Consider the following 18,431-nt stretch of genomic DNA (forward strand, 5'->3'; position numbering starts at 1 on the left):
GATGGTAACGCCAGTTTCTTGCGGTGGTTGCCCCTGCCGTGGTCTGATCGGGAGGCGATAGCAATGGGAGGAAGCCGGTGCGAAACCGGCGCGGTCCCGCCACTGTGACCGGGGAGCGAACCCCACGAAGGCCACTGTCCGGCAACGGATGGGAAGGCCGGGGTGAGCGCTGATCCGGGAGCCAGGAGACTCCTGCCGTCGTGACACCCACGACCGGGGCGAGGACCCCGAGGGAGGATTGCGCCGTGCTCGGCGACAGCCATACCGTCCTGCTGCTCTCGACTTCCGACACCGACCTGCTGAGCGCTCGTGCCGGCGGTGCCGCCTACCGCCTGGGCAACCCCGCCAGGCTGGCGGCCGATGACCTGCCCGCCCTGCTGGAGGGCGTCGACCTGGTCGTGGTACGACTGCTGGGCGGGCGCCGGGCCTGGGCCGAAGGGCTTGACCACCTGCTGGCCGGACCACGCCCGGTGGTGGTGCTCGGCGGCGAGCAGGCCCCCGACGCCGAGCTGATGGAGCTGTCCACGGTCAGCGGCGGCGTCTGCGCGGAGGCGCACGCGTACCTGGCGCACGGTGGGCCCGCCAACCTCACCGAGATGCACGCCTTCCTGTCCGACACCGTTCTGCTGACCGGCCGCGGGTTCGCCCGGCCCGAGCCCACGCCCACCTGGGGCCGCCTGGAGCGCGTCGCGCGGGGGGAGAGCGGGCCGGTGATCGGCGTGCTCTACTACCGGGCGCATCATGTGGCGGGCAACACCGCGTTCGTCGAGACCCTGTGCCAGGCCGTCGAGGACGCGGGCGGTCGGGCGCTGCCTGTCTTCTGCTCCTCCCTCCGCACCGCGGAGGCCGGCCTGCTCGACATCCTGCGCACCGCCGACGCGCTGGTGGTGACCGTACTGGCCGCGGGCGGCTCCCGCCCGGCCACCGCGGGCGCCGGCGGCGACGACGAGGCGTGGGACGTGGGCGCGCTGGCCGAGCTGGACGTGCCGATCCTGCAGGGGCTCTGCCTGACGACCAGCAGGCAGGCGTGGGCGGAGAACGACGACGGTCTCTCCCCGCTCGACGCCGCCTCCCAGGTGGCGATCCCCGAGTTCGACGGCCGGATCATCACGGTGCCGTTCTCGTTCAAGGAGATCGACGAGGACGGGCTGACGGTCTACGTCGCCGACGCCGAGCGGGCCGCCCGGGTCGCCGGTCTCGCCGTACGGCACGGCCTGCTCAGGCACACCCCGCCCGCCGAGCGTCACCTGGTCGTGATGCTGTCGGCCTACCCGACCAAGCACTCCAGAGTCGGCAACGCGGTCGGCCTGGACACCCCCGCCAGCACGGTGAGGCTGCTCGCCAGACTCGCCGAGGCCGGCTACGACCTGGGCGACGGCTTTCCCGGCGTGGCCGAGCAGGACGGTGACGCGCTGATCCACGCGCTGATCGCCGCGGGCGGCCAGGACCAGGACTGGCTGACCGAGGAGCATCTCGCGGGCAACCCCGTGCGCATCTCCGCGGAGTCTTACGGGCAGTGGTACGCCACGCTCCCCGGCGACCTGCGCGCGGACATGGAACGCCATTGGGGCCCGCCGCCGGGCGCGCTGTTCGTGCACGAGGGCGACATCGTGCTGGCCGCGCTGCGGGCGGGCAACGTGGTGGTGATGGTGCAACCGCCGCGCGGATTCGGCGAGAACCCGATCGCCATCTACCACGACCCCGATCTGCCGCCGAGCCACCACTACCTGGCCGCCTACCGCTGGCTGTCGAAGGAGTTCGGCGCGCACGCGATGGTGCACGTGGGCAAGCACGGCAACCTGGAGTGGCTGCCGGGCAAGTCGGCCGGCATGTCCGCCTCGTGCGCCACGGACGCGGCGCTGGGCGATCTGCCGCTGGTCTACCCGTTCCTGGTGAACGACCCGGGCGAGGGTACGCAGGCCAAGCGGCGGGCGCACGCGGTGCTGGTGGACCACATGGTGCCGCCGATGGCCCGTGCCGAGACGTACGGCGACATCGCCCGGCTGGAACAGCTCCTCGACGAACACGCCTCGATCGCGGCGATGGACCCGGCCAAGCTGCCCGCGATCAGGGCGCAGATCTGGACGCTCATCCAGGCCGCCCGGCTGGACCACGATCTGGGGTTGGCCGACCGGCCGCACGACACCGAGTTCGACGACTTCATCCTGCATGTGGACGGCTGGCTCTGCGAGGTGAAGGACGCGCAGATCCGTGACGGCCTGCACGTGCTCGGCCAGGCGCCCGAGGGGCAGGTCCGGGTGGACCTGGTGCTCGCGATGCTGCGGGCCAGGCAGATGTGGGCGGGCCGGGAGACCCTGCCGGGGTTGCGCGAGGCGCTCGGCCTGGCCGAGGACGGCACGGCGAGCCTGACCAGCGTGGACGCCGCCGAGGCGACCGCCCGAGCCCTGGTACAGGCGATGGAGGAACAGGACTGGGCACCGGACGCGGCGGCGGAGGTCGCCCGCACGATCCTCACCACGGCTGATCCGGCGCAGGCCGACCGTCTGGATCTTGTGACGCGGATCCTCACCTTCGCCGCCACTGAGGTCGTTCCCCGGCTGGCCCGTACCACCGACGAGCTCGACCACCTCCTGCACGCCCTCGACGGCGGGTATGTCCCGGCCGGGCCGAGCGGCTCACCGCTGCGCGGGCTCATCAACGTCCTGCCGACGGGCCGCAACTTCTACTCCGTCGACCCGCGCGCGGTGCCCAGCAGGCTCGCCTGGGAGACGGGCCAGGCCATGGCCGATTCGCTGCTGGAGCGCTACCGCGCCGACACCGGCGAGTGGCCGCGCTCGGTCGGCCTGTCCGTCTGGGGCACCAGCGCCATGCGTACGGCCGGCGACGACGTGGCCGAGGTGCTGGCCCTGCTCGGCGTCCGCCCCGAATGGGATGAGGCCTCCCGCCGGGTGACCACACTGACGCCGATCCCGCTCGCCGACCTGGGCCGTCCCAGAATCGACGTGACCGTCCGCATCAGCGGCTTCTTCCGAGACGCCTTCCCGCACGTGGTGAGCATGCTCGACGACGCCGTACGGCTGGCCGCCGGGCTGGACGAACCCGCCGAGGACAACTACGTGCGCGCCCACGTGGCCGCCGACACCGAGGCGCACGGCGACGAGCGCAGAGCCACGATGCGGATCTTCGGCTCCGCGCCCGGCGCCTACGGGGCCGGTCTGCTGCCGCTGATCGACAGCGGCAACTGGCGCGACGACGCGGACCTGGCCGAGGTGTACGCGGTCTGGGGCGGCTTCGCCTACGGCCGTGACCTCGACGGCGTCGCCGCCCGGCCCGACATGGAGAGCGCCTATCGCAGGATCGCCGTGGCGGCCAAGAACGTCGACACCCGCGAGCACGACATAGCCGACTCCGACGACTACTTCCAGTACCACGGTGGCATGGTCGCCACGGTCCGCGCGCTCACCGGGAAGGCGCCGGCCGCCTACGTCGGCGACAGCACCCGCCCCGACGCCGTACGCACCCGGACGCTGTCGGAGGAGACCTCGCGGATCTTCCGCGCCAGGGTGGTCAACCCGCAGTGGCTGGCCGCGATGCGGCGGCACGGCTACAAGGGCGCGTTCGAGCTGGCCGCGACCGTGGACTACCTGTTCGGCTACGACGCCACGACGGGTGTGCTGGCCGACTGGATGTACGACAAGCTGACGGAAACCTATGTGCTCGATCCGGTGAACCAGGCGTTCATGGCGAAGTCGAACCCGTGGGCGCTGCACGGCATCGCGGAACGCCTGCTGGAGGCCGCCGAGCGGGGCATGTGGGCGCACCCGGACCCGGAGATCATGGACGGGCTGCGGGAGGTCTACCTCAAGACCGAGGGCGACCTGGAGGACGACACCAGCCGCTGAGCCGACGCCGGGCTGCCGGCCCAGTGCAGGTGCAGGTAGGAGGCGGTGAGCAGGGGGTCACCGAACCCGTCGGCGCCGCCTGCCCAGCGGAAGAGCGGTTCGCCGACCGGTTCGACTGCGGCCGGTTCCACTACGGCCCGTTCGACCACGGCCCGTTCGACCACGGCCTGTTCGACCGCGGTCCGTTCCACCACGGCCCGTTCCACCACGGTCCGGTGGAACTCGTGTCCGCTGAACCGCTCGCCCGGCTCGGTCAGCAGCGATCGGCGGACGGCCACCGCGTCCCGGTAGCCCAGTGTGAGCCGGTCGCTCATCCGGGCGACGCCGGGCACGCGTCCGCACATCGGCTGCCCGTCCAGCTCCCGGCACAGGTACAGCAGCCCGGCGCACTCCGCCGCGATGGGGCCGTCGAAGGCCGCCACCTGCCTGCGCAGCGGCTCGTTGGCGGACAACTCCGCGGCGTACATCTCGGGGAACCCGCCGCCGATGACCACCGCGCCCGTCCCGGCGGGCAGGGCCTCGTCGCGGAGCGGGTCGAACACGGCCACCTCGGCCCCGGCAGCCCGCAGCAGCTCCACGTGCTCGGCATAGCCGAACGTGAACGCCGCCCCGCCCGCCACCGCCACCACGGCCCGCTCCGGGCCACGGCCCGCCACCTCCCCGATCGCCACGGCCGGATCCCAGGGGGTGACGGTCAGCGGAGGCGCCGAGCGGGCCAGACGTACCAGGGCTTCGAGGTCGCACGAGCGGGTCACCAGCGCGCTGAGCCGGTCCACCGTGGCCACCGCCTCGGCCGCTCGCTCCGCCGCGGGCACCAGCCCGAGATGCCGGGAGGGTGTGGAGACGGCGTCGTCGCGGCGGATCGCGCCCAGCACCCGTACTCCCGCCTCAGCCAGTGCGGCCCGGCACAGTTCCTCGTGCCTGTCGGACCCGACGCGGTTGAGCACCACTCCGCCCACGTGTACCCGCGGGTCGAACGTGGCGAAACCATGGACGACGGCGGCCACGGACCTGCTCTGCCTGGCCGCGTCCACGACCAGCACCACCGGCGCGCCCAGGAGGCGGGCGACGTGCGCGGTCGAGGCGAAGTCCGTCTCTCCCTTGCCGTCGAACAGGCCCATCACGCCTTCCACCACCGCGATGTCGCACCCCGCTGCCCCGTGCGCGAACAGCGGCACCACGCGTTCCTCGCCGGTCAGCCACGGGTCGAGGTTGCGCCCTGGCCGGCCGGTGGCGAGCGCGTGGTAGCCGGGGTCGATGTAGTCGGGCCCCACCTTGTGCGGCGAGACCGCCAGCCCGCGGGCCCGCAGCGCCGCCATCAGGCCGGTCGCCACCGTCGTCTTGCCGCTGCCCGACGAGGGCGCCGCGATGACCAGGCGCGGGACTACCACTCGATGCCCTTCTGCCCCTTCTGCCCGGCGTCCATGGGATGGCGTACCTTGCCCATCTCGGTCACCAGATCGGCCGCCTCCAGCAGACGTTCGGGCGCGTCCCTGCCGGTGATCACCACGTGCTGGCTGCCCGGTCTGGTGGTGAGCGTCTCCAGTACGTCGTCCAGGTCGAGCCAGCCCCACTTCAGCGGGTAGGTGAACTCGTCCAGCACGTAGAAGCGGTAGGTCTCGGCGGCCAGATCGCGTTTGATCTGCGCCCAGCCCTCGCGTGCGTCGGCGGCGTGGTCCTCCTCCGTGCCGGGCCGCTGGATCCACGACCAGCCCTCGCCCATCTTGTGCCAGGTCACCGGGCCGCCCTCGCCGGTGGCGCCGAGTACGGTGAGCGCCCGTTCCTCGCCGATGCGCCACTTGGCCGACTTCACGAACTGGAACACGCCGATCGGCCAGCCCTGGTTCCAGGCCCGCAACGCCATCCCGAAGGCCGCCGTCGACTTCCCCTTGCCGGGGCCGGTGTGGACCATCAGCAACGGCCTGGTGCGGCGTTGCCGCGTGGTGAGGCCGTCGTCCGGGACGACCTCGGGCCTGCCCTGCGGCATGTCAGACCGCCTTCCTGTAGTCACGTACGACCGAGCCGAGGTCGGACAGCGAGTCGAGCGAGATGACCGGCGCCCGCAGCCGGAGCGCCAGCTTGACGGCCAGACCGAGCCGGACCGGGCCGCTCTCGCAGTCGACGACCACGCTCGCCGTGCCGCCGAGCAGGGCCGCGGCCCGATCCACGTCCCCGCCCGAGGTGGCGCGGCCGTCGGTGACCACCACCAGCAGCGGGCGCCGCGCGGGGTCGCGCAATCGTTCGACACGCAGTACTTCCGCCGCGCGCGCCAGTCCGGCCGCCAGCGGGGTGCGGCCCCCGGTGGGCAGCGCGCGGAGCCTGGCGGCGCCCGCCTCGACCGACGAGGTCGGCGGCAGCGCCAGCTCGGCGGTGGCGCCCCTGAAGGTGACCAGGCCGATCTTGTCCCGCCGCTGGTAGGCGTCGAGCAGCAGGCTCAGCACGGCGGTCTTGACCGCGGTCATCCGCTTGCGGGCGGCCATCGAGCCGCTCGCGTCCACCACGAACAGCACGAGGTTGCCCTCCCTGCCCTCCCGCACGACCTCGCGCAGGTCGCCCTCGCGGAGCAGCAGGCCGGGTCCCGTTCGCCCGCGTTCCTTCTGGTACGGCGCCGCGGCCAGCATGGTCGCCGGCAGGTGGAGGTCACGGACCCGCCCGGCAGGCGGCCGCGAGCCGGTGGCGCGGCCCCGCGACGTCCGCGCCCGCGACCGCCGTCCCGCCGCGCCCTCGCCCAGCCCCGGCACCTTCAACAGCGGCACCCGGTACGGCTCCGCGACCACCGCCACCTGGCCGCCTCCCGGCGTCGCCGCTGAGGTCGCCGGAGCCTCGGGTTCGCCCTGGCCGGGGCCTCCCTGCCGTTCCATGGTCGAGTCCGCCGGATCGTCCCGGCGCGAGCCCGCCGCCTCCTGGGGGCGTGAACCCGCCGGGCTCCCCTCGCGGTCGCCGGGCCCGGCGTCTCCAGAACCGCCGTCCGGCCGGTCAGGGCCGGAGGCCGCAGGATCGCCGGGACCACCGGCACCATCGGGATCGTCGGAGTCTCCGGGATCGCCAGGGCGGTCGGCGCCTCCGGGATCGTCCGGGCCGTCGGGGCGTTCGTCCTCTCCCGTCCGGGCCAGCAGGTCCTCCAGCAGCGACTCGTCCAGCCCGGGCGCGTCGAACGGGTCACGCCGCCGCCGGTGCGGAAGCGACAGGCGGGCGGCGGCACGTACGTCCTCGGTCGTCACGACGTCCCTGCCCTGCCATGCGGCGTGCGCGATGGCGGCGTTGGCCGTGACCAGGTCGGCGCGGAGCCCGTCCACCTCGAACGCGGCGCACACCGTGGCGATCTGCGTGAGCCGGGCGTCGGGCAGCCGCACCTCGGGCACCCTGGCCCTGGCCCGCGCGATCCGGTCGGCCAGGGCCGACTCCTCCGCCGTCCACCGGGCGGCGAAGGCGCCGGGATCGGCGTCGAAGGCCAGGCGCCGCCGTACCACCTCGGCCCGTTCGCCGGGGTCGCGTGACGCCTTCACCTCCACCGTCAGGCCGAACCGGTCGAGGAGTTGCGGCCGTAGCTCGCCCTCCTCCGGGTTCATGGTGCCGACCAGGAGGAACCGGGCCGCGTGCCGTACCGACACCGACTCGCGCTCGACGTAGCAGATCCCGAGGGCGGCCGCGTCCAGCAGCAGGTCCACCAGATGGTCGTGGAGCAGGTTCACCTCGTCCACGTACAGCACGCCGCGGTGGGCGGCGGCCAGCAGGCCGGGCTCGAACGCCTTCACGCCCTCGGTCAGTGCCCGCTCCACGTCCAGCGAGCCGGCCAGCCGGTCCTCGGAGGCGCCGACGGGCAGCTCCACCAGCGAGGCGGGGCGGCGTAGCCACTGCTCGCCCGGCTCGTGCGGCCCGTCGGGGCACTCGTCGCCCGGCGCGGCGGGATCGCAGGCGAAGCGGCAGCCCGCCACGACGTCCACGGGCGGGAGCTGGGCGGCCAGCGCGCGGACGATGGTGGACTTGGCGGTGCCCTTCTCGCCGCGTACGAGCACGCCGCCCACGCGCGGTGAGACGGCGTTGAGCACCAGCGCCAGCTTCAGGTCCGCGAGCCCGACGACGGCACTGAACGGGTAGGTGACGATCAAAGGGTGGCCTTCCGGTTGACATGCGCGACGCGCCAGCCGCCGCGCGCGCTGGACAGTTCAGTGGTGGACAGCGGCGCCAGGTCGAAGCGGTTGGCGGCCAGTGGGCTCAGCCCGAGCGCGTGGCCGAGGGCGGCCCTGATCACCCCCACGTCGCAGACCACGATGGCGGGGGACCGGTGTTCCGCGTCGAGCCAGGCCGCGACGCGTGCCGCCAGCGCGGCCAGGCTCTCCCCGCCGTGGGGCGCGGCGTGCGGGTCGGCGAGCCAGCTCGCCAGGGCGTCCGGCTCGGCCTCCGCGACCTTCGCGTACGGCACGCCGCTCCAACTGCCGTGGTCGGCCTCCGCGAGAGCCTGGACCACCGACGGCAGCAGTCCCATGGCGACGGCGGTCTGGCCGGCGGCCCTGGCCGGGGCCACCAGCGCGCGACCCGTCCAGGACCTGGCCCTGGCCAGGGCCGTAGCTCTGGCCAGGCTCGACGGGTCGGCGTTCTCGTCCATGGGGAAGCAGGCCGACCGTGTTCCCGGTGTGCCGGCCTGCCGTACGAACAGCACCTCTCAGCTCGGCGTGGGCACCGCGACGGGAACCGCGGCCGGGCGGCGGGCCGCCCGATCGCAGGCCCAGCCGAAGAGCACGCCGAACGCGGTCCAGAAGACGAGCTGCGTACCCAGCGACGCGAGCCTGAACTCCCACAGCAGGGTCGCGGGGAAGTTCGCGGGCACCTCGTTGACTCTGGGCAGCAGCCACCAGGCGGCGACCACCGGCACCAGGAACGTCACCACCGTGACGATCCAGCGTGCCCACGGCCCGCCCTGCGTCCGCCGCCCACTCGCCACCGCGATCGCGGTCGAGGCCAGCCCGACCCCGATCATGATCACGTAGAGCAGGGTACGGCTGTTGATCGTCTCCGGATCGCCGACCGCTGGTGGATTGGCGGGATATTTCAGGAACGGAATGAGGATGATGGCCACGAAGGCGGTGGCGGCGGCGGCCAGCGCCAGCCCGCCCTCGGAGCGAGGACCGACCCGCCCCCTCAACCCCGCGAACACCAGGGCGAACACTCCGCCCACGGCCAGCCCGTACAGCCCGGTGGCCAGGAACAGCCCGGCTTTCTGGCCGGGTCTGCTGACCACCGCCTCCTCTCCATGATCGTGACCGGCCGCCTCGGCCGCGGGCGGCTGGGCGGCTTCTTCCAGGGCGATCGCGCTGTCCACACTCGGCTCACCGAAGGCGAACGCGAAACCACCGGCGATCAGTCCGGCCAGCAGGCCCAGAAGCAGCCCTCTGACCAGCAGGGTGCGTACCACCTCGCCGCCTAGTGGCACGGCACGCCGAGCAGGTGCCGCCCGTCATGCATGAGTTCGTGGAGGTAGTTGCCGGTCTGTGAGATCGCTCCGTTGTCCATCAGAACCAGATAGGCCACCAACAGGAGCAGGGGTACGGCCAGCAGCCATGGGCGCAGGCGGGGGAAGGGAACGGACGTGGGAGTGGTCAGGCCACTCATAGTGCCTCCTCGGGGATGACGCGTCCCAACTAACGAGGTCACGGTGGCCAAGCGACCTGGCTCCCGGGATCTATGTCCCGGATACAGTGGCGCGTCCGCACCGGCTTCTCACCGGATTTCCCTTGGCCAATCGTGAAATCTACCGGAACGTATCTCTTCATCCCGTTCGAGTCAACACGCACAACAAGAACGCCCAGCTCACGGACCCCTCGGCCGGACCGCCTCGACGCGGCCGAACGGATCCCGGCCGAGCCTCACACCCGCACGTCCACCTGGGCGACGAGCCGCAGGGCGCTCTTCCGCGACCGGGTCAGCCGTATGGCCAGCGCGGCGAGAGCCGGCACGGGCAGGGTCAGGTACATCAGTCCGGCCAGCCGCTGATCGGCCGCCACACCCGACGCGCCGCGCGGAGTCACCTGCGAGAACCACTCCTGGGCCAGCGGCGGCCCGGACAGCAGGAACAGGCCGACCACCACCTGTACCGCGACGACGGCCACGAGCACCCACACGCGATCCCGCCGCGTGATCGGCCGCGGCAGGGGATCGACCCCGGCCAGCAGCCAGCAGCACAGCAGCCCGGTGCCGAAGAACAGCACCTGGGTGAGCAGGTGGACCGCCTGGTTGGCGGCCGACCAGGCCAGCCAGCCGGTGCCGTACAGGACGACGATCGGCAGCACGTAGACGGCCAGGAGGGCGATCGGATGAGTGAGCCGCCCGGCCAGGCGGCTGCGCAGGATGGCCGAGGCGATGTCGCCGTACTGCGATCCGGGGGTGATGGCCCGCGCGGTCAGCGTCAGTGGTGCCCCCAAGGCCAGCAGCAGCGGCCCGATGACGTTGAGCACGGTGTACTGCAGGGCGTGCGCCGACGGCATCGCCCGCGCGTAGCCGCTCACGCCGCCCACGAGCACCGCCGCCAGCACCGCCAGCCCGGCGAACCAGGCGACGGTACGGCCGGCCGGCCACGGGTCGCCGGCCCGGGCGAGCCTGCGCAGCCCGGCCAGATAGCCGGCGGCCGGAAGCGCCAGGGCGAGCAGGACCAGCGGGTTCAGCCGGATCTCGGTGATCAGCGCGCCGACCGAGTAGGGCGCCAGGTCGTAGCCCAGAAGGTCGTTGTGGCCGCCGCTGGCGGGCGGCGCGGAGCGCGACAGGCCGGCGGCCAGTCCGGTGGCCGCGGCCATCACCATCATCTCGCCGGTGGCCAGCCGGGTGAAGGTGCCTCGTGTCGTACGTTCGGCGATCGCGGCGATGGTGCGGCGGCGGTGGATCACCCCGAACACGCCCAGGGCCACCAGCGCCGTCACCTTGGCCAGGACGAGCACACCGTAGCGGGTCGTCCACAGTTGCGACACCGTGTCCATCCGGACCCAGGCGCCGGCCACGCCGGACACCGTCACCGCGACGAAGCAGCACAGGGCGAGCGTGCTGAACCTGGACACGACGCTCTCAAGCCGGTCCGAACGGCGGAAGTGGACCAGCACGGCCGCCAGTCCGCCGACCCAGACGGCCGCCGCGAGCAGGTGCGTCATGAGCGCGGAGACCGCGATGTCGTGATCTCCGGCCGACGCGGCGTGACCGACGTAGACCGGAGGAAGCAGGCCGAACCCGGCGGTCACCAGCAAGGCGACCCCCGTCCACCGGGGGAGCCCGGCCTCCGCCATCCGGGAGGAGGCGAGCACCACGACCGTGGCCGTGCACGTCACGACGAGCATGGCCTGCGTCGGGGGGAGGGTGGTGCCGAAGTTCAACAGCGGGAAGTCGCGGAGTACCTCGTTCGCCGGCATGCTGAGGATGTTCGACAGCGTCAGCAGGTAGGTCATCAGCGCGCAGACCGCCCAGGCCAGCGCCCACCAGCCCGCCGCGCGCACGCAGGCGTGCGCCTCCGGCGCGTCGCGGGGGGCGAGGACCACTCCGGCGACCAGCGTTCCCACCGTGGCGATGGAGCACAGGTCCAAGGCCAGCCGCGTCACCGACAGTCCCCAGACGGTCAACGGGCCGGGAGTCGGCAGTCCCTTGATCGGCGGCGGCGGTCCGCCTCCGCCGATCCACAGAGCGCCGGCCAGCGCCAGGAGGCCGACCGCGATGGCCAGACCGCCGTACAAGAGAGCCCGACGCCCGGGTAATAGCACCGCGTCCTCCTTTGTCGGGAGCATCCCTCAGTTGGGCAAGCGTCCCCTATGGACGGGTACGTCCGCACCCTTATCGGGGTTCGACTATCGCGTGGATCTTCCGAGAAGCGCGGCACCGCCACCGGCATCGGCGGCGGCGGCGACCGCGGCGACCGCGGCGGGCGCTGTGGCTTTCGAAGCGGCGGACGGGCCGGGAAGGTCCACGCTGTAGGCGTAGACCGCGGCGGCGGTGGCGATGGCGCCGGTGTTCAACGCGAGGGCCTTGTCGTCGATGTTGGCCACGGTGTCGCAGGCCTTGTGGTAGCACGCGTCATAGGGCTGGCCCGCCGTGCCGCCGAACAGGGCCGCCTCCTCGACCGTCTTGATGCCCTCGCCTCCGGTGAACAGGCCGCCGGACGGGATGCCGGCGTCGATGAACGGGCCGTAGTCGGAGCGGCCGTCGAAGTCGGTGCCGCCGTGGCCCTGGTTCAGCGTGTCGAAGTACTTCTCAAACAGCTTCTCGATCTCGTCCGACCCGGCCGGCCCGGCCGGAGCGCCCGTGGCGTCCGAGTCGTCGCCGTCGTAGATCTTGAAGGCGTAGTTCGGCGAGGCGATCATGTCGTAGTTGAGGTAGAGCTTGATCTTGCTCCGGGCGCTGGAGCTCAGGCTGTTCACGTAGAACTTCGAACCGAGCAGGCCCAGCTCTTCGGCGCTCCACCAGGCGAAGCGGAGCCTGTTCCGGGTGGGGACCTTGCCGAGTGACTCGGCGACGGCCAGGAGCGCGGCGCTGCCCGAGCCGTTGTCGTTGATGCCCGGCCCGGCCGGCACGGAGTCCAGATGCGCTCCGGACATGACGACCTTCCTCGACTCGCCCCACGTGGAGTCGGCGATCACGTTGTCAGTGGCGCGGAGCTCGCTGATCGTGTCGGTCTTGAGGTGGACCACCGTGCCCGCGGGGGACGACAGCTCCTCGCCGACCGCGAAGCTCGCGCCGACGACCGGGATGGGGACGGGCGTACCGAGGTTGCCCTGCGGAGTCGTGGTCCGGCCCGGCTGACCCTCGTTGAAGATGATCGCGGCCACGGCGCCGGCCGCCTGGGCGTTCTGCGCCTTGAGCAGGAAGGTGCAGGTACCGCGCTGCAACAGCGCGATGTTGCCCGGCGTGAACCCGGCGAAGTCGGCGGCCTCGCAGCCGGAGGTGGAGGTGCTCGGCGTCGGGCCGGGCGGCAGGACCAGGTCGACGTTCTGCAGGGTCGCGGTGACGTCACCGGCTCCGGAGTAGCTCATCGTGGCGAAGTCGCCGAGGGAGGAGCCGTCGGGCGGAGTCGGGGCGTACAGCTCGGGTTCGGGGGAGAGCTGCTCCATCAGCGCGGTGGACTTCTCCTCGTAGTAGGGGAACTCGAACGACTGGATGGTCACCTTGTAGCCGGCCTGCTTGAGCCTGGCGGCCACGTAGTCGCGCGACGCGTCGTGGCCGCCGGTGCCCGCCGCGCGCGTGCCGTTGTTGGCGTCGGCGATGGCCTGCAACGCCCGCAGGTGCTGCTTGACCACCGGGATGGGGACGGAGTCGATCAGCTCCCGTTCGGACGGGACGGGGTCGGCGTGGGCGGCGACCGGAGCGAGGGTGAGTGCCGCGACGACGGCGAGGGCGCGGTAGACACCCGCGCGCGTGACAGTACGCATAGGGGCTCCTCCAACTGGCATGGGTGTAGTGCGGTCCGGACACCATCAGCCGGGAAGAACCTGGCGACCGCCAGGCAGATGATCACGTCATTCTAAGAGCCGACCACCTGAAGAACGGATATCTGCCTGCTCAGGCATGTCTTTGCCAACAACCAGGACGTCAATGACCGCGTGCCGCGGGTGCCACGGTGACGTCCACGCCCTTGCGCCGCAGCCGCTCCACGTGCTCCGCCGGCGTCCGCCAGTCCACGATGACCTGGTCGAAGTCGGTCAGCGGGGCGAGGGCGTGCAGGGCCCGGCGGTCGAACTTCGTGTGGTCGACGATCAGCAGCCGGGTGGCCGCCGAGTCGAACATGGCCCGCTTGGTGTCGACCGTCTCCTCGGTCTGGTGGAAGCAGATGTCGTCGGTGATGGCCGAGGTGGACATGATGACGATGTCGGCGCGCACCTGGCGGATCGCCGCGACGGTCATGTGCCCCATGAACGAGTTGGCCCAGGGGTGGAACCGGCCGCCGAGCGCGATGAGCGTGAGGTCCGGTTCGCCGGTCAGGTCCTCGATGATGGGCACGAAGTTCGTGATCACCGTCAGGGGCGCCTTGTCGCGGAGCAGCGGGACGAGGGTCAAGGTGGTGGTGGAGTCGTCGAGGATGACGGAGTGTCCCGGCTCGATCCACGCGCAGGCGGCCCGGGCGAGCGCCGCCTTCTCGGCCTGCTGACGGCCACGCCGGAACAGGTCGCTGGCCTCGACGAGGCTGGACGGCAGGGCGGTGACCACGCCCCGGCTCTTGCGGACGATCCCCCGGGCGACGAGCGCGTCGAGGTCGCGGTGGGCGGTCATCAGGCTGATCCCGTGCTTCTCCACGAGTGCCTCGATGCGGACCGAGCCGTCCGCCATCACGTCCGCGGCGATCGCGCGCTGGCGCGCGCGCTGCCGATCCAGGCGGCCCTCCGCGGGCAGCTCCTTCATCACACCTCCTGCCGGATCGGGATATCCCGCCTCCGACTATCTCGCATCCCGCGGTCCCGCGGCACCGGCCCGAGCCCCGATGCGCACCAGCTCCACGAACTCCGCGACGTCCCACGCGGCCCGGCCGACGAACAGGCCGTCGGTTCCGGGTACGCCGAGCAACGCCGCCGCGTTGAGCCGGTTGACGCTTCCCCCATAGAGAACGGCCGCGACCCCGAAAGGCGCCTCCCCATCCGGTCCGAAGCGGGCCGACAACATCGCCATGACGGGGGCGATCTCGTGCGGCAGCGCCTCCCGGCCGAGGTCGCCGATCGCCCAGACGGGCTCATAGGCGACGACGACCCGGTGCCGGTCATGCGCGGCGATCCGGGAGAGCCCCCGGCTCACCTGCCCGGCGACCCAGTCGATCTCCTCTCCTGCGGCGCGTACCCCGGCCGGTTCACCGACGCACAGCAGCGGCGTGAGACCCGCCGCGACGGCGGCCTCGACCTTGAGCGCCACGGTGTCGTCGGTCTCGCCGAAGCACTCCCTGCGTTCGGAGTGGCCGATCTCGACGAGCGTCGCGCCCGCGTCGGCGATCATCCCCATCGACACCTCGCCGGTGTAGGCCCCGGCGGGTGCCCAATGCGCGTTCTGGGCGCCGATGAGGAGGGGGACGTCGGACGGCAGGCGCTCGCGTACGGCGGCGATGGCGGTGTGCGGCGGGATGACGAAGGCCCGGACCCCGTCGAGCGCGCTCCGGGCGGCGACGAGACCGTCGACGAACGCGCGTGCCTCGGCCAGCGTCTTGTTCATCTTCCAGCTGGTGCCGATCCACGTCATCGGTTCTCCTCGAGCTCGGCCCAGACGGCCGTCATCTTCTCCACGACGCGCTGGTGGCGCCGGTAGTTCTCCTCCTGCTGCGCCACGCCGCCGGGCGTGGGCTCGCAGATCACCTGCTCCGTGCCGACCGCCGCGGCGGCCTGCGGCAGGTCGGCGTAGAGGCCGGCCGCGATGCCGGCCAGCATGGCCGAGCCGAGCGCGCCCGCCTCCCGCACGGTGCTCACGCCCACCGGCGCGGCCAGGCTGTCGGCGAACAACTGCACCCACCGCGCGCTGTTGGCGGCCCCGCCGGTGAGCCGGATGTCGGTGACGTCGAACCCGTCCCGCAGCGCGTCGACGTGGTGGCGGTGGTTGAAGACCACCCCTTCCATCACCGCGCGGAGCAGGTGGCCGCGCTCGTGCCACCCGCGCAGTCCGACGAAGGCCGCACTCGCGTCCACCGGGTAGGGGGAGCCGTAGAGGAAGGGGAGGTAGACCAGGTCGCTGGGGGTCGACTCGATCGCGCGGAGATCCTCCTCCACGAAGCCGAACGGCCGGCCGGCGGCGCTGCCCGCCCGCATGTCGGTGGCGGCGAGCCGGGTGGCGAACCACTCGAGATTGGCCGCGCTCGACGGGGAGAGCGACATGTTCATCCACTGACCCGGTACGACGAACGCGCGGGCGTGCCACCGCTCGTCCACCCGGGCCGCGTCGGAGATGACCTCGTTGATGCTGAAAGTGCCGGCGATCATCGCGAGCTGGCCGGGGAGCACCGTGCCCATGCCGATGGCCCCGCAGTCGACGTCGTGCGCCCCCGAGGCGACCGGCGTGCCCGGGAGGAGGCCGCACCGCTCCGCCGCCGCGCCGGTGACCTTACCCGCGACCTCATGGGAGGGGATCACCTGCGGCAGCAGGCGGAACAGCTCCTCGACTCCGAAGACGCGCAGCGTCTCGCGGTCGTACTCCTGCGAGTGCACGTTGGTGAAGGACAGGCTCGACTCCGTCGGGTCGGTGGAGAAGACGCCGGTGAGCCGCTGTTTGATGACGTCCTTGCCCGGCAGCGCGTAGGCCGTCCGGGCCATGACGTCCGGTTCGTTGCGCAGCAGCCAGGCGAGCACCGAGACCGGTGAGCCCGGCCAGGGCTTCTGCCCGCTGAGCGGGAGGACCGCGGCGCAGTGGCCGGTGCGCTCCCAGTCCGCGACCAGGTCCGCCGCGCGGGTGTCGAGGGAGAGGATCCCCGGCCGGGTCGGCCCGCCTCGCTCGTCGACCAGGTAGATCCCGTCGCCGTGGGAGGTGACCGCGACGCCCGCGATCTCCGAGGGCCGGACGCCGGTCGTGCCGACGACCTCCCGGATGACCGAGCAGGTCACCTCCCACAGCTCGTCCTGGTCGCGCTCGACGTGGTGGGGGCGCGGGTAGCTGTGCGGCACCCGCTGTGCGGCCTGGCCGATCTCACGGCCGGTCTCGTCGAAGAGCACGGCCTTGGTGACGGTGGATCCGGCGTCGACGCCGAGCAGGCAGGGTCCCATCTAGACCACGGACCGCGGCTCGAGTTCGCGGAACCTGCGGAGGTAGGCCAGGTAGGCGGCCTTCTGCCGGGCGGTCTCCGCGTCGTCCCAGCCGAGTTCGGCGGCGCAGACGGTGGCGACCGCGTCCATGGCCGCCTGGCCGAGGTCGGGCTCCAGGCCGATCATGGTCCGGCGGGCGAGCACGTCGGCGAGGCTGACGGCCTCCTCTTCCCTGATCGTGAAGACGACCTCGCCGGCCCGCAGCCCGATCGAGGGGGCGACGGTCTGGGACAGGGCCTCGTCCGAGGCGATCAGGGCGGCGACCCGGCGGGCGCGGGCGCCGTACACGCGCGCCAGCCGGCGTGCCTCGGCGGCCGGGAGTTCGCTCTCCCGCTCGAACGCGCGCCCGAACTCCGCCGGCCCCTCGGGTGGGCTGCCGGGGAGGTCGAGTCCGCGGGTCCGCGACGCCGTCTTCCTGCTCAGACGCCCGCTCACCTCGTCGACGGCGTGCTCGGCGAGTGTACGGAAGGTGGTCAGCTTGCCGCCGACGATCGAGAGCAGCCCGTCGAGCCCCGGCCGGTGGTCGTGCAGGATGTGCTTGCGCGTGATGTCTCCGGGGTCGCCGCTCGCCGCGAAGGGAAGGGGCCTGACACCTGTGTAGGTGTACAGGATGCTGTCCTCGCTCAGGTTCGCGGCGGGGAAGAGGCGGTTGGTCTCGGCGAGGATGTAGTCGACCTCCCCCTGGTCGGCCCCGGCCGTGCCGGGGTCGCCCTCGAACCGCTCGTCCGTGCTCCCGATGAGGTATCTGCCGAGCCAGGGGATCACCATGAGGGGGCGGCCGTCGCTGAGCGCCTCGTAGTACATCGCGCAGCCGGGCGAGCCGGGGAACGACTCCACGACGAGATGCGTGCCCTTGGTGCCGCCGATCAGCCGCTCGGGCGCGGGTAGCGAACCGGACAGCACGGAGTCGGCCCACGGCCCCGCCACGTTGACGGTGAAACGCGCCGACACCTCGTGGACCGTGCCGGTGATCCCGTCGCGAACCGACGCCCCGGCCACGCGGCCGTGCTCGACCCGCAACCGGGTGGACTCGGCGTAGTTGAGCGTGGTGGCCCCGGCCGCCCGCGCGGCGAGCATGATCTCGACCGAGAGCCGCTCGGCGTACTCCACCTGCGCGTCGTAGTAGACCGCCGAGCCCTGGAGGCCGTCCCGTGACAGGCCGGGCAGCAGGGCCGTGGTCTTCCTGCGCCCGTAGGTGCGGTGGATCGGCAGCGACTTGTCGAAGGAGAGGGCGTCGTACAGCACCATCCCCGCGCGCAACGCGAAGCGGTGGTGCGCGTTGTTCCGATAGAACGGAAGCGCGAACCGGAGCGGCGCGACGAGGTGTGGCGCGCGGCGCAGCAGCCACTCCCGGTCCCGCAGCGACTCGCGGACGAGTCCCACCTCGAGCTTGTCCAGGTATTTGAGCCCGCCGTGGATCATCCGCGACGACCACGACGACGTGCCGCTTCCCCAGTCTCCCTTGTCGATCACCAGCACCGACAGGCCGCGCTCGGCCGCGTCCCACGCGATGCCCAGCCCGTTCACGCCGCCACCGATGACGAGCAGGTCGAACTCGTGCTGAAGGCGCTGGAGGGAGCGGTGTCGGGAGCTGCTCATCACATTCCTGAGGGATCATCTCATGTCCGTATGAGATACGCGGCGTGATTTCTAACATGAAATCGCGAGGACACTATCGCGAGCCGCGTGATAAATCTAGCATGATGTGACCTGAGTCACAGTTTCCCGAGATCGACCGGCTCACATAACAAAAAAATCTTGATTGATAACGTTCTGTTCTGTTACGTTCCCATGAACGCGTGACAGGCACCCCGCATCTCGCCCTCCGCGTCGC

General features: G+C 72.0%; 13 protein-coding genes and 2 riboswitches. Of the genes, 1 reads left to right on the forward strand and 12 read right to left on the reverse strand.

Annotated features, from left to right (window positions below; all coding sequences use genetic code 11):
* The first annotated feature begins 7 nt into the window (after positions 1–7).
* Positions 8–215, forward strand: a riboswitch (cobalamin riboswitch).
* A 30-nt stretch (positions 216–245) separates the two neighbouring features.
* Positions 246–3,863, forward strand: a complete 3,618-nt coding sequence (cobN, locus tag AB0F17_RS05065) for a cobaltochelatase subunit CobN (protein ID WP_358016441.1) — start codon at positions 246–248, stop codon at positions 3,861–3,863.
* Here the strand turns inward: cobN and AB0F17_RS05070 are convergent.
* From AB0F17_RS05070 to AB0F17_RS05125, 12 genes are all read right to left on the reverse strand, one after another.
* The gene (locus tag AB0F17_RS05070; RefSeq protein WP_358016444.1) at positions 3,818–5,254 is read right to left on the reverse strand and encodes a cobyrinate a,c-diamide synthase; all 1,437 of its coding nucleotides are present in this window, start codon (positions 5,252–5,254) and stop codon (positions 3,818–3,820) included. The genes cobN and AB0F17_RS05070 overlap by 46 nt on opposite strands.
* Entirely contained in the window at positions 5,248–5,850 is a 603-nt protein-coding gene (gene cobO, locus AB0F17_RS05075) for a cob(I)yrinic acid a,c-diamide adenosyltransferase (protein ID WP_358016447.1), read from the reverse strand. Before cobO ends, AB0F17_RS05070 begins: the two co-directional genes overlap by 7 nt.
* Position 5,851: 1 nt before the next feature.
* Positions 5,852–7,972, reverse strand: a complete 2,121-nt coding sequence (locus AB0F17_RS05080) for a magnesium chelatase subunit D family protein (RefSeq protein WP_358016450.1) — start codon at positions 7,970–7,972, stop codon at positions 5,852–5,854.
* Positions 7,969–8,469: a histidine phosphatase family protein gene (locus AB0F17_RS05085; RefSeq protein WP_358016453.1), complete on the reverse strand. Its 501-nt coding sequence runs from the start codon at positions 8,467–8,469 to the stop codon at positions 7,969–7,971. The genes AB0F17_RS05080 and AB0F17_RS05085 overlap by 4 nt, the downstream gene beginning before the upstream one ends.
* A 57-nt stretch (positions 8,470–8,526) precedes the next feature.
* A complete protein-coding gene (locus AB0F17_RS05090) occupies positions 8,527–9,276 on the reverse strand; it encodes a CbtA family protein (protein WP_358016455.1) in 750 nt (249 codons plus the stop codon).
* Between the two features lie 8 nt (positions 9,277–9,284).
* Positions 9,285–9,473 carry a CbtB domain-containing protein gene (locus AB0F17_RS05095; protein ID WP_214640246.1) on the reverse strand — a complete coding sequence of 63 codons (189 nt, stop codon included), beginning with the start codon at positions 9,471–9,473 and terminating at the stop codon, positions 9,285–9,287.
* Between the two features lie 44 nt (positions 9,474–9,517).
* Positions 9,518–9,602, reverse strand: a riboswitch (adenosylcobalamin (AdoCbl) riboswitch).
* Between the two features lie 125 nt (positions 9,603–9,727).
* Positions 9,728–11,599 carry a cytochrome c oxidase assembly protein gene (locus tag AB0F17_RS05100; protein ID WP_358016459.1) on the reverse strand — a complete coding sequence of 624 codons (1,872 nt, stop codon included), beginning with the start codon at positions 11,597–11,599 and terminating at the stop codon, positions 9,728–9,730.
* An 84-nt stretch (positions 11,600–11,683) separates the two neighbouring features.
* Positions 11,684–13,261, reverse strand: coding sequence for a M28 family metallopeptidase (locus tag AB0F17_RS05105; protein WP_358016462.1), 1,578 nt, complete (start codon positions 13,259–13,261; stop codon positions 11,684–11,686).
* Between the two features lie 160 nt (positions 13,262–13,421).
* A complete protein-coding gene (locus tag AB0F17_RS05110; protein WP_358016465.1) occupies positions 13,422–14,228 on the reverse strand; it encodes a DeoR/GlpR family DNA-binding transcription regulator in 807 nt (268 codons plus the stop codon).
* 36 nt (positions 14,229–14,264) lie between these two features.
* Positions 14,265–15,050 carry a triose-phosphate isomerase gene (locus tag AB0F17_RS05115; protein ID WP_358016468.1) on the reverse strand — a complete coding sequence of 262 codons (786 nt, stop codon included), beginning with the start codon at positions 15,048–15,050 and terminating at the stop codon, positions 14,265–14,267.
* A complete protein-coding gene (locus tag AB0F17_RS05120) occupies positions 15,047–16,558 on the reverse strand; it encodes an FGGY-family carbohydrate kinase (protein WP_358016470.1) in 1,512 nt (503 codons plus the stop codon). The genes AB0F17_RS05115 and AB0F17_RS05120 overlap by 4 nt, the downstream gene beginning before the upstream one ends.
* Positions 16,559–18,196: a glycerol-3-phosphate dehydrogenase/oxidase gene (locus AB0F17_RS05125; RefSeq protein ID WP_358016473.1), complete on the reverse strand. Its 1,638-nt coding sequence runs from the start codon at positions 18,194–18,196 to the stop codon at positions 16,559–16,561.
* Positions 18,197–18,431: the final 235 nt, after the last annotated feature.

Source organism: Nonomuraea sp. NPDC026600, assembly GCF_040638335.1.
GTDB lineage: Bacteria > Actinomycetota > Actinomycetes > Streptosporangiales > Streptosporangiaceae > Nonomuraea.

Bases quoted from the DNA above. Each gene is read 5' to 3' on its own strand.
- cobO (WP_358016447.1), bottom strand. From the start codon at position 5,850: ATGCCGCAGGGCAGGCCCGAGGTCGTCCCGGACGACGGCCTCACCACG.
- AB0F17_RS05085 (WP_358016453.1), bottom strand. From the start codon at position 8,469: ATGGACGAGAACGCCGACCCGTCGAGCCTGGCCAGAGCTACGGCCCTG.
- AB0F17_RS05095 (WP_214640246.1), bottom strand. From the start codon at position 9,473: ATGAGTGGCCTGACCACTCCCACGTCCGTTCCCTTCCCCCGCCTGCGC.
- AB0F17_RS05105 (WP_358016462.1), bottom strand. From the start codon at position 13,261: ATGCGTACTGTCACGCGCGCGGGTGTCTACCGCGCCCTCGCCGTCGTC.
- AB0F17_RS05110 (WP_358016465.1), bottom strand. From the start codon at position 14,228: ATGAAGGAGCTGCCCGCGGAGGGCCGCCTGGATCGGCAGCGCGCGCGC.
- AB0F17_RS05115 (WP_358016468.1), bottom strand. From the start codon at position 15,050: ATGACGTGGATCGGCACCAGCTGGAAGATGAACAAGACGCTGGCCGAG.
- AB0F17_RS05120 (WP_358016470.1), bottom strand. From the start codon at position 16,558: ATGGGACCCTGCCTGCTCGGCGTCGACGCCGGATCCACCGTCACCAAG.
- AB0F17_RS05125 (WP_358016473.1), bottom strand. From the start codon at position 18,196: ATGAGCAGCTCCCGACACCGCTCCCTCCAGCGCCTTCAGCACGAGTTC.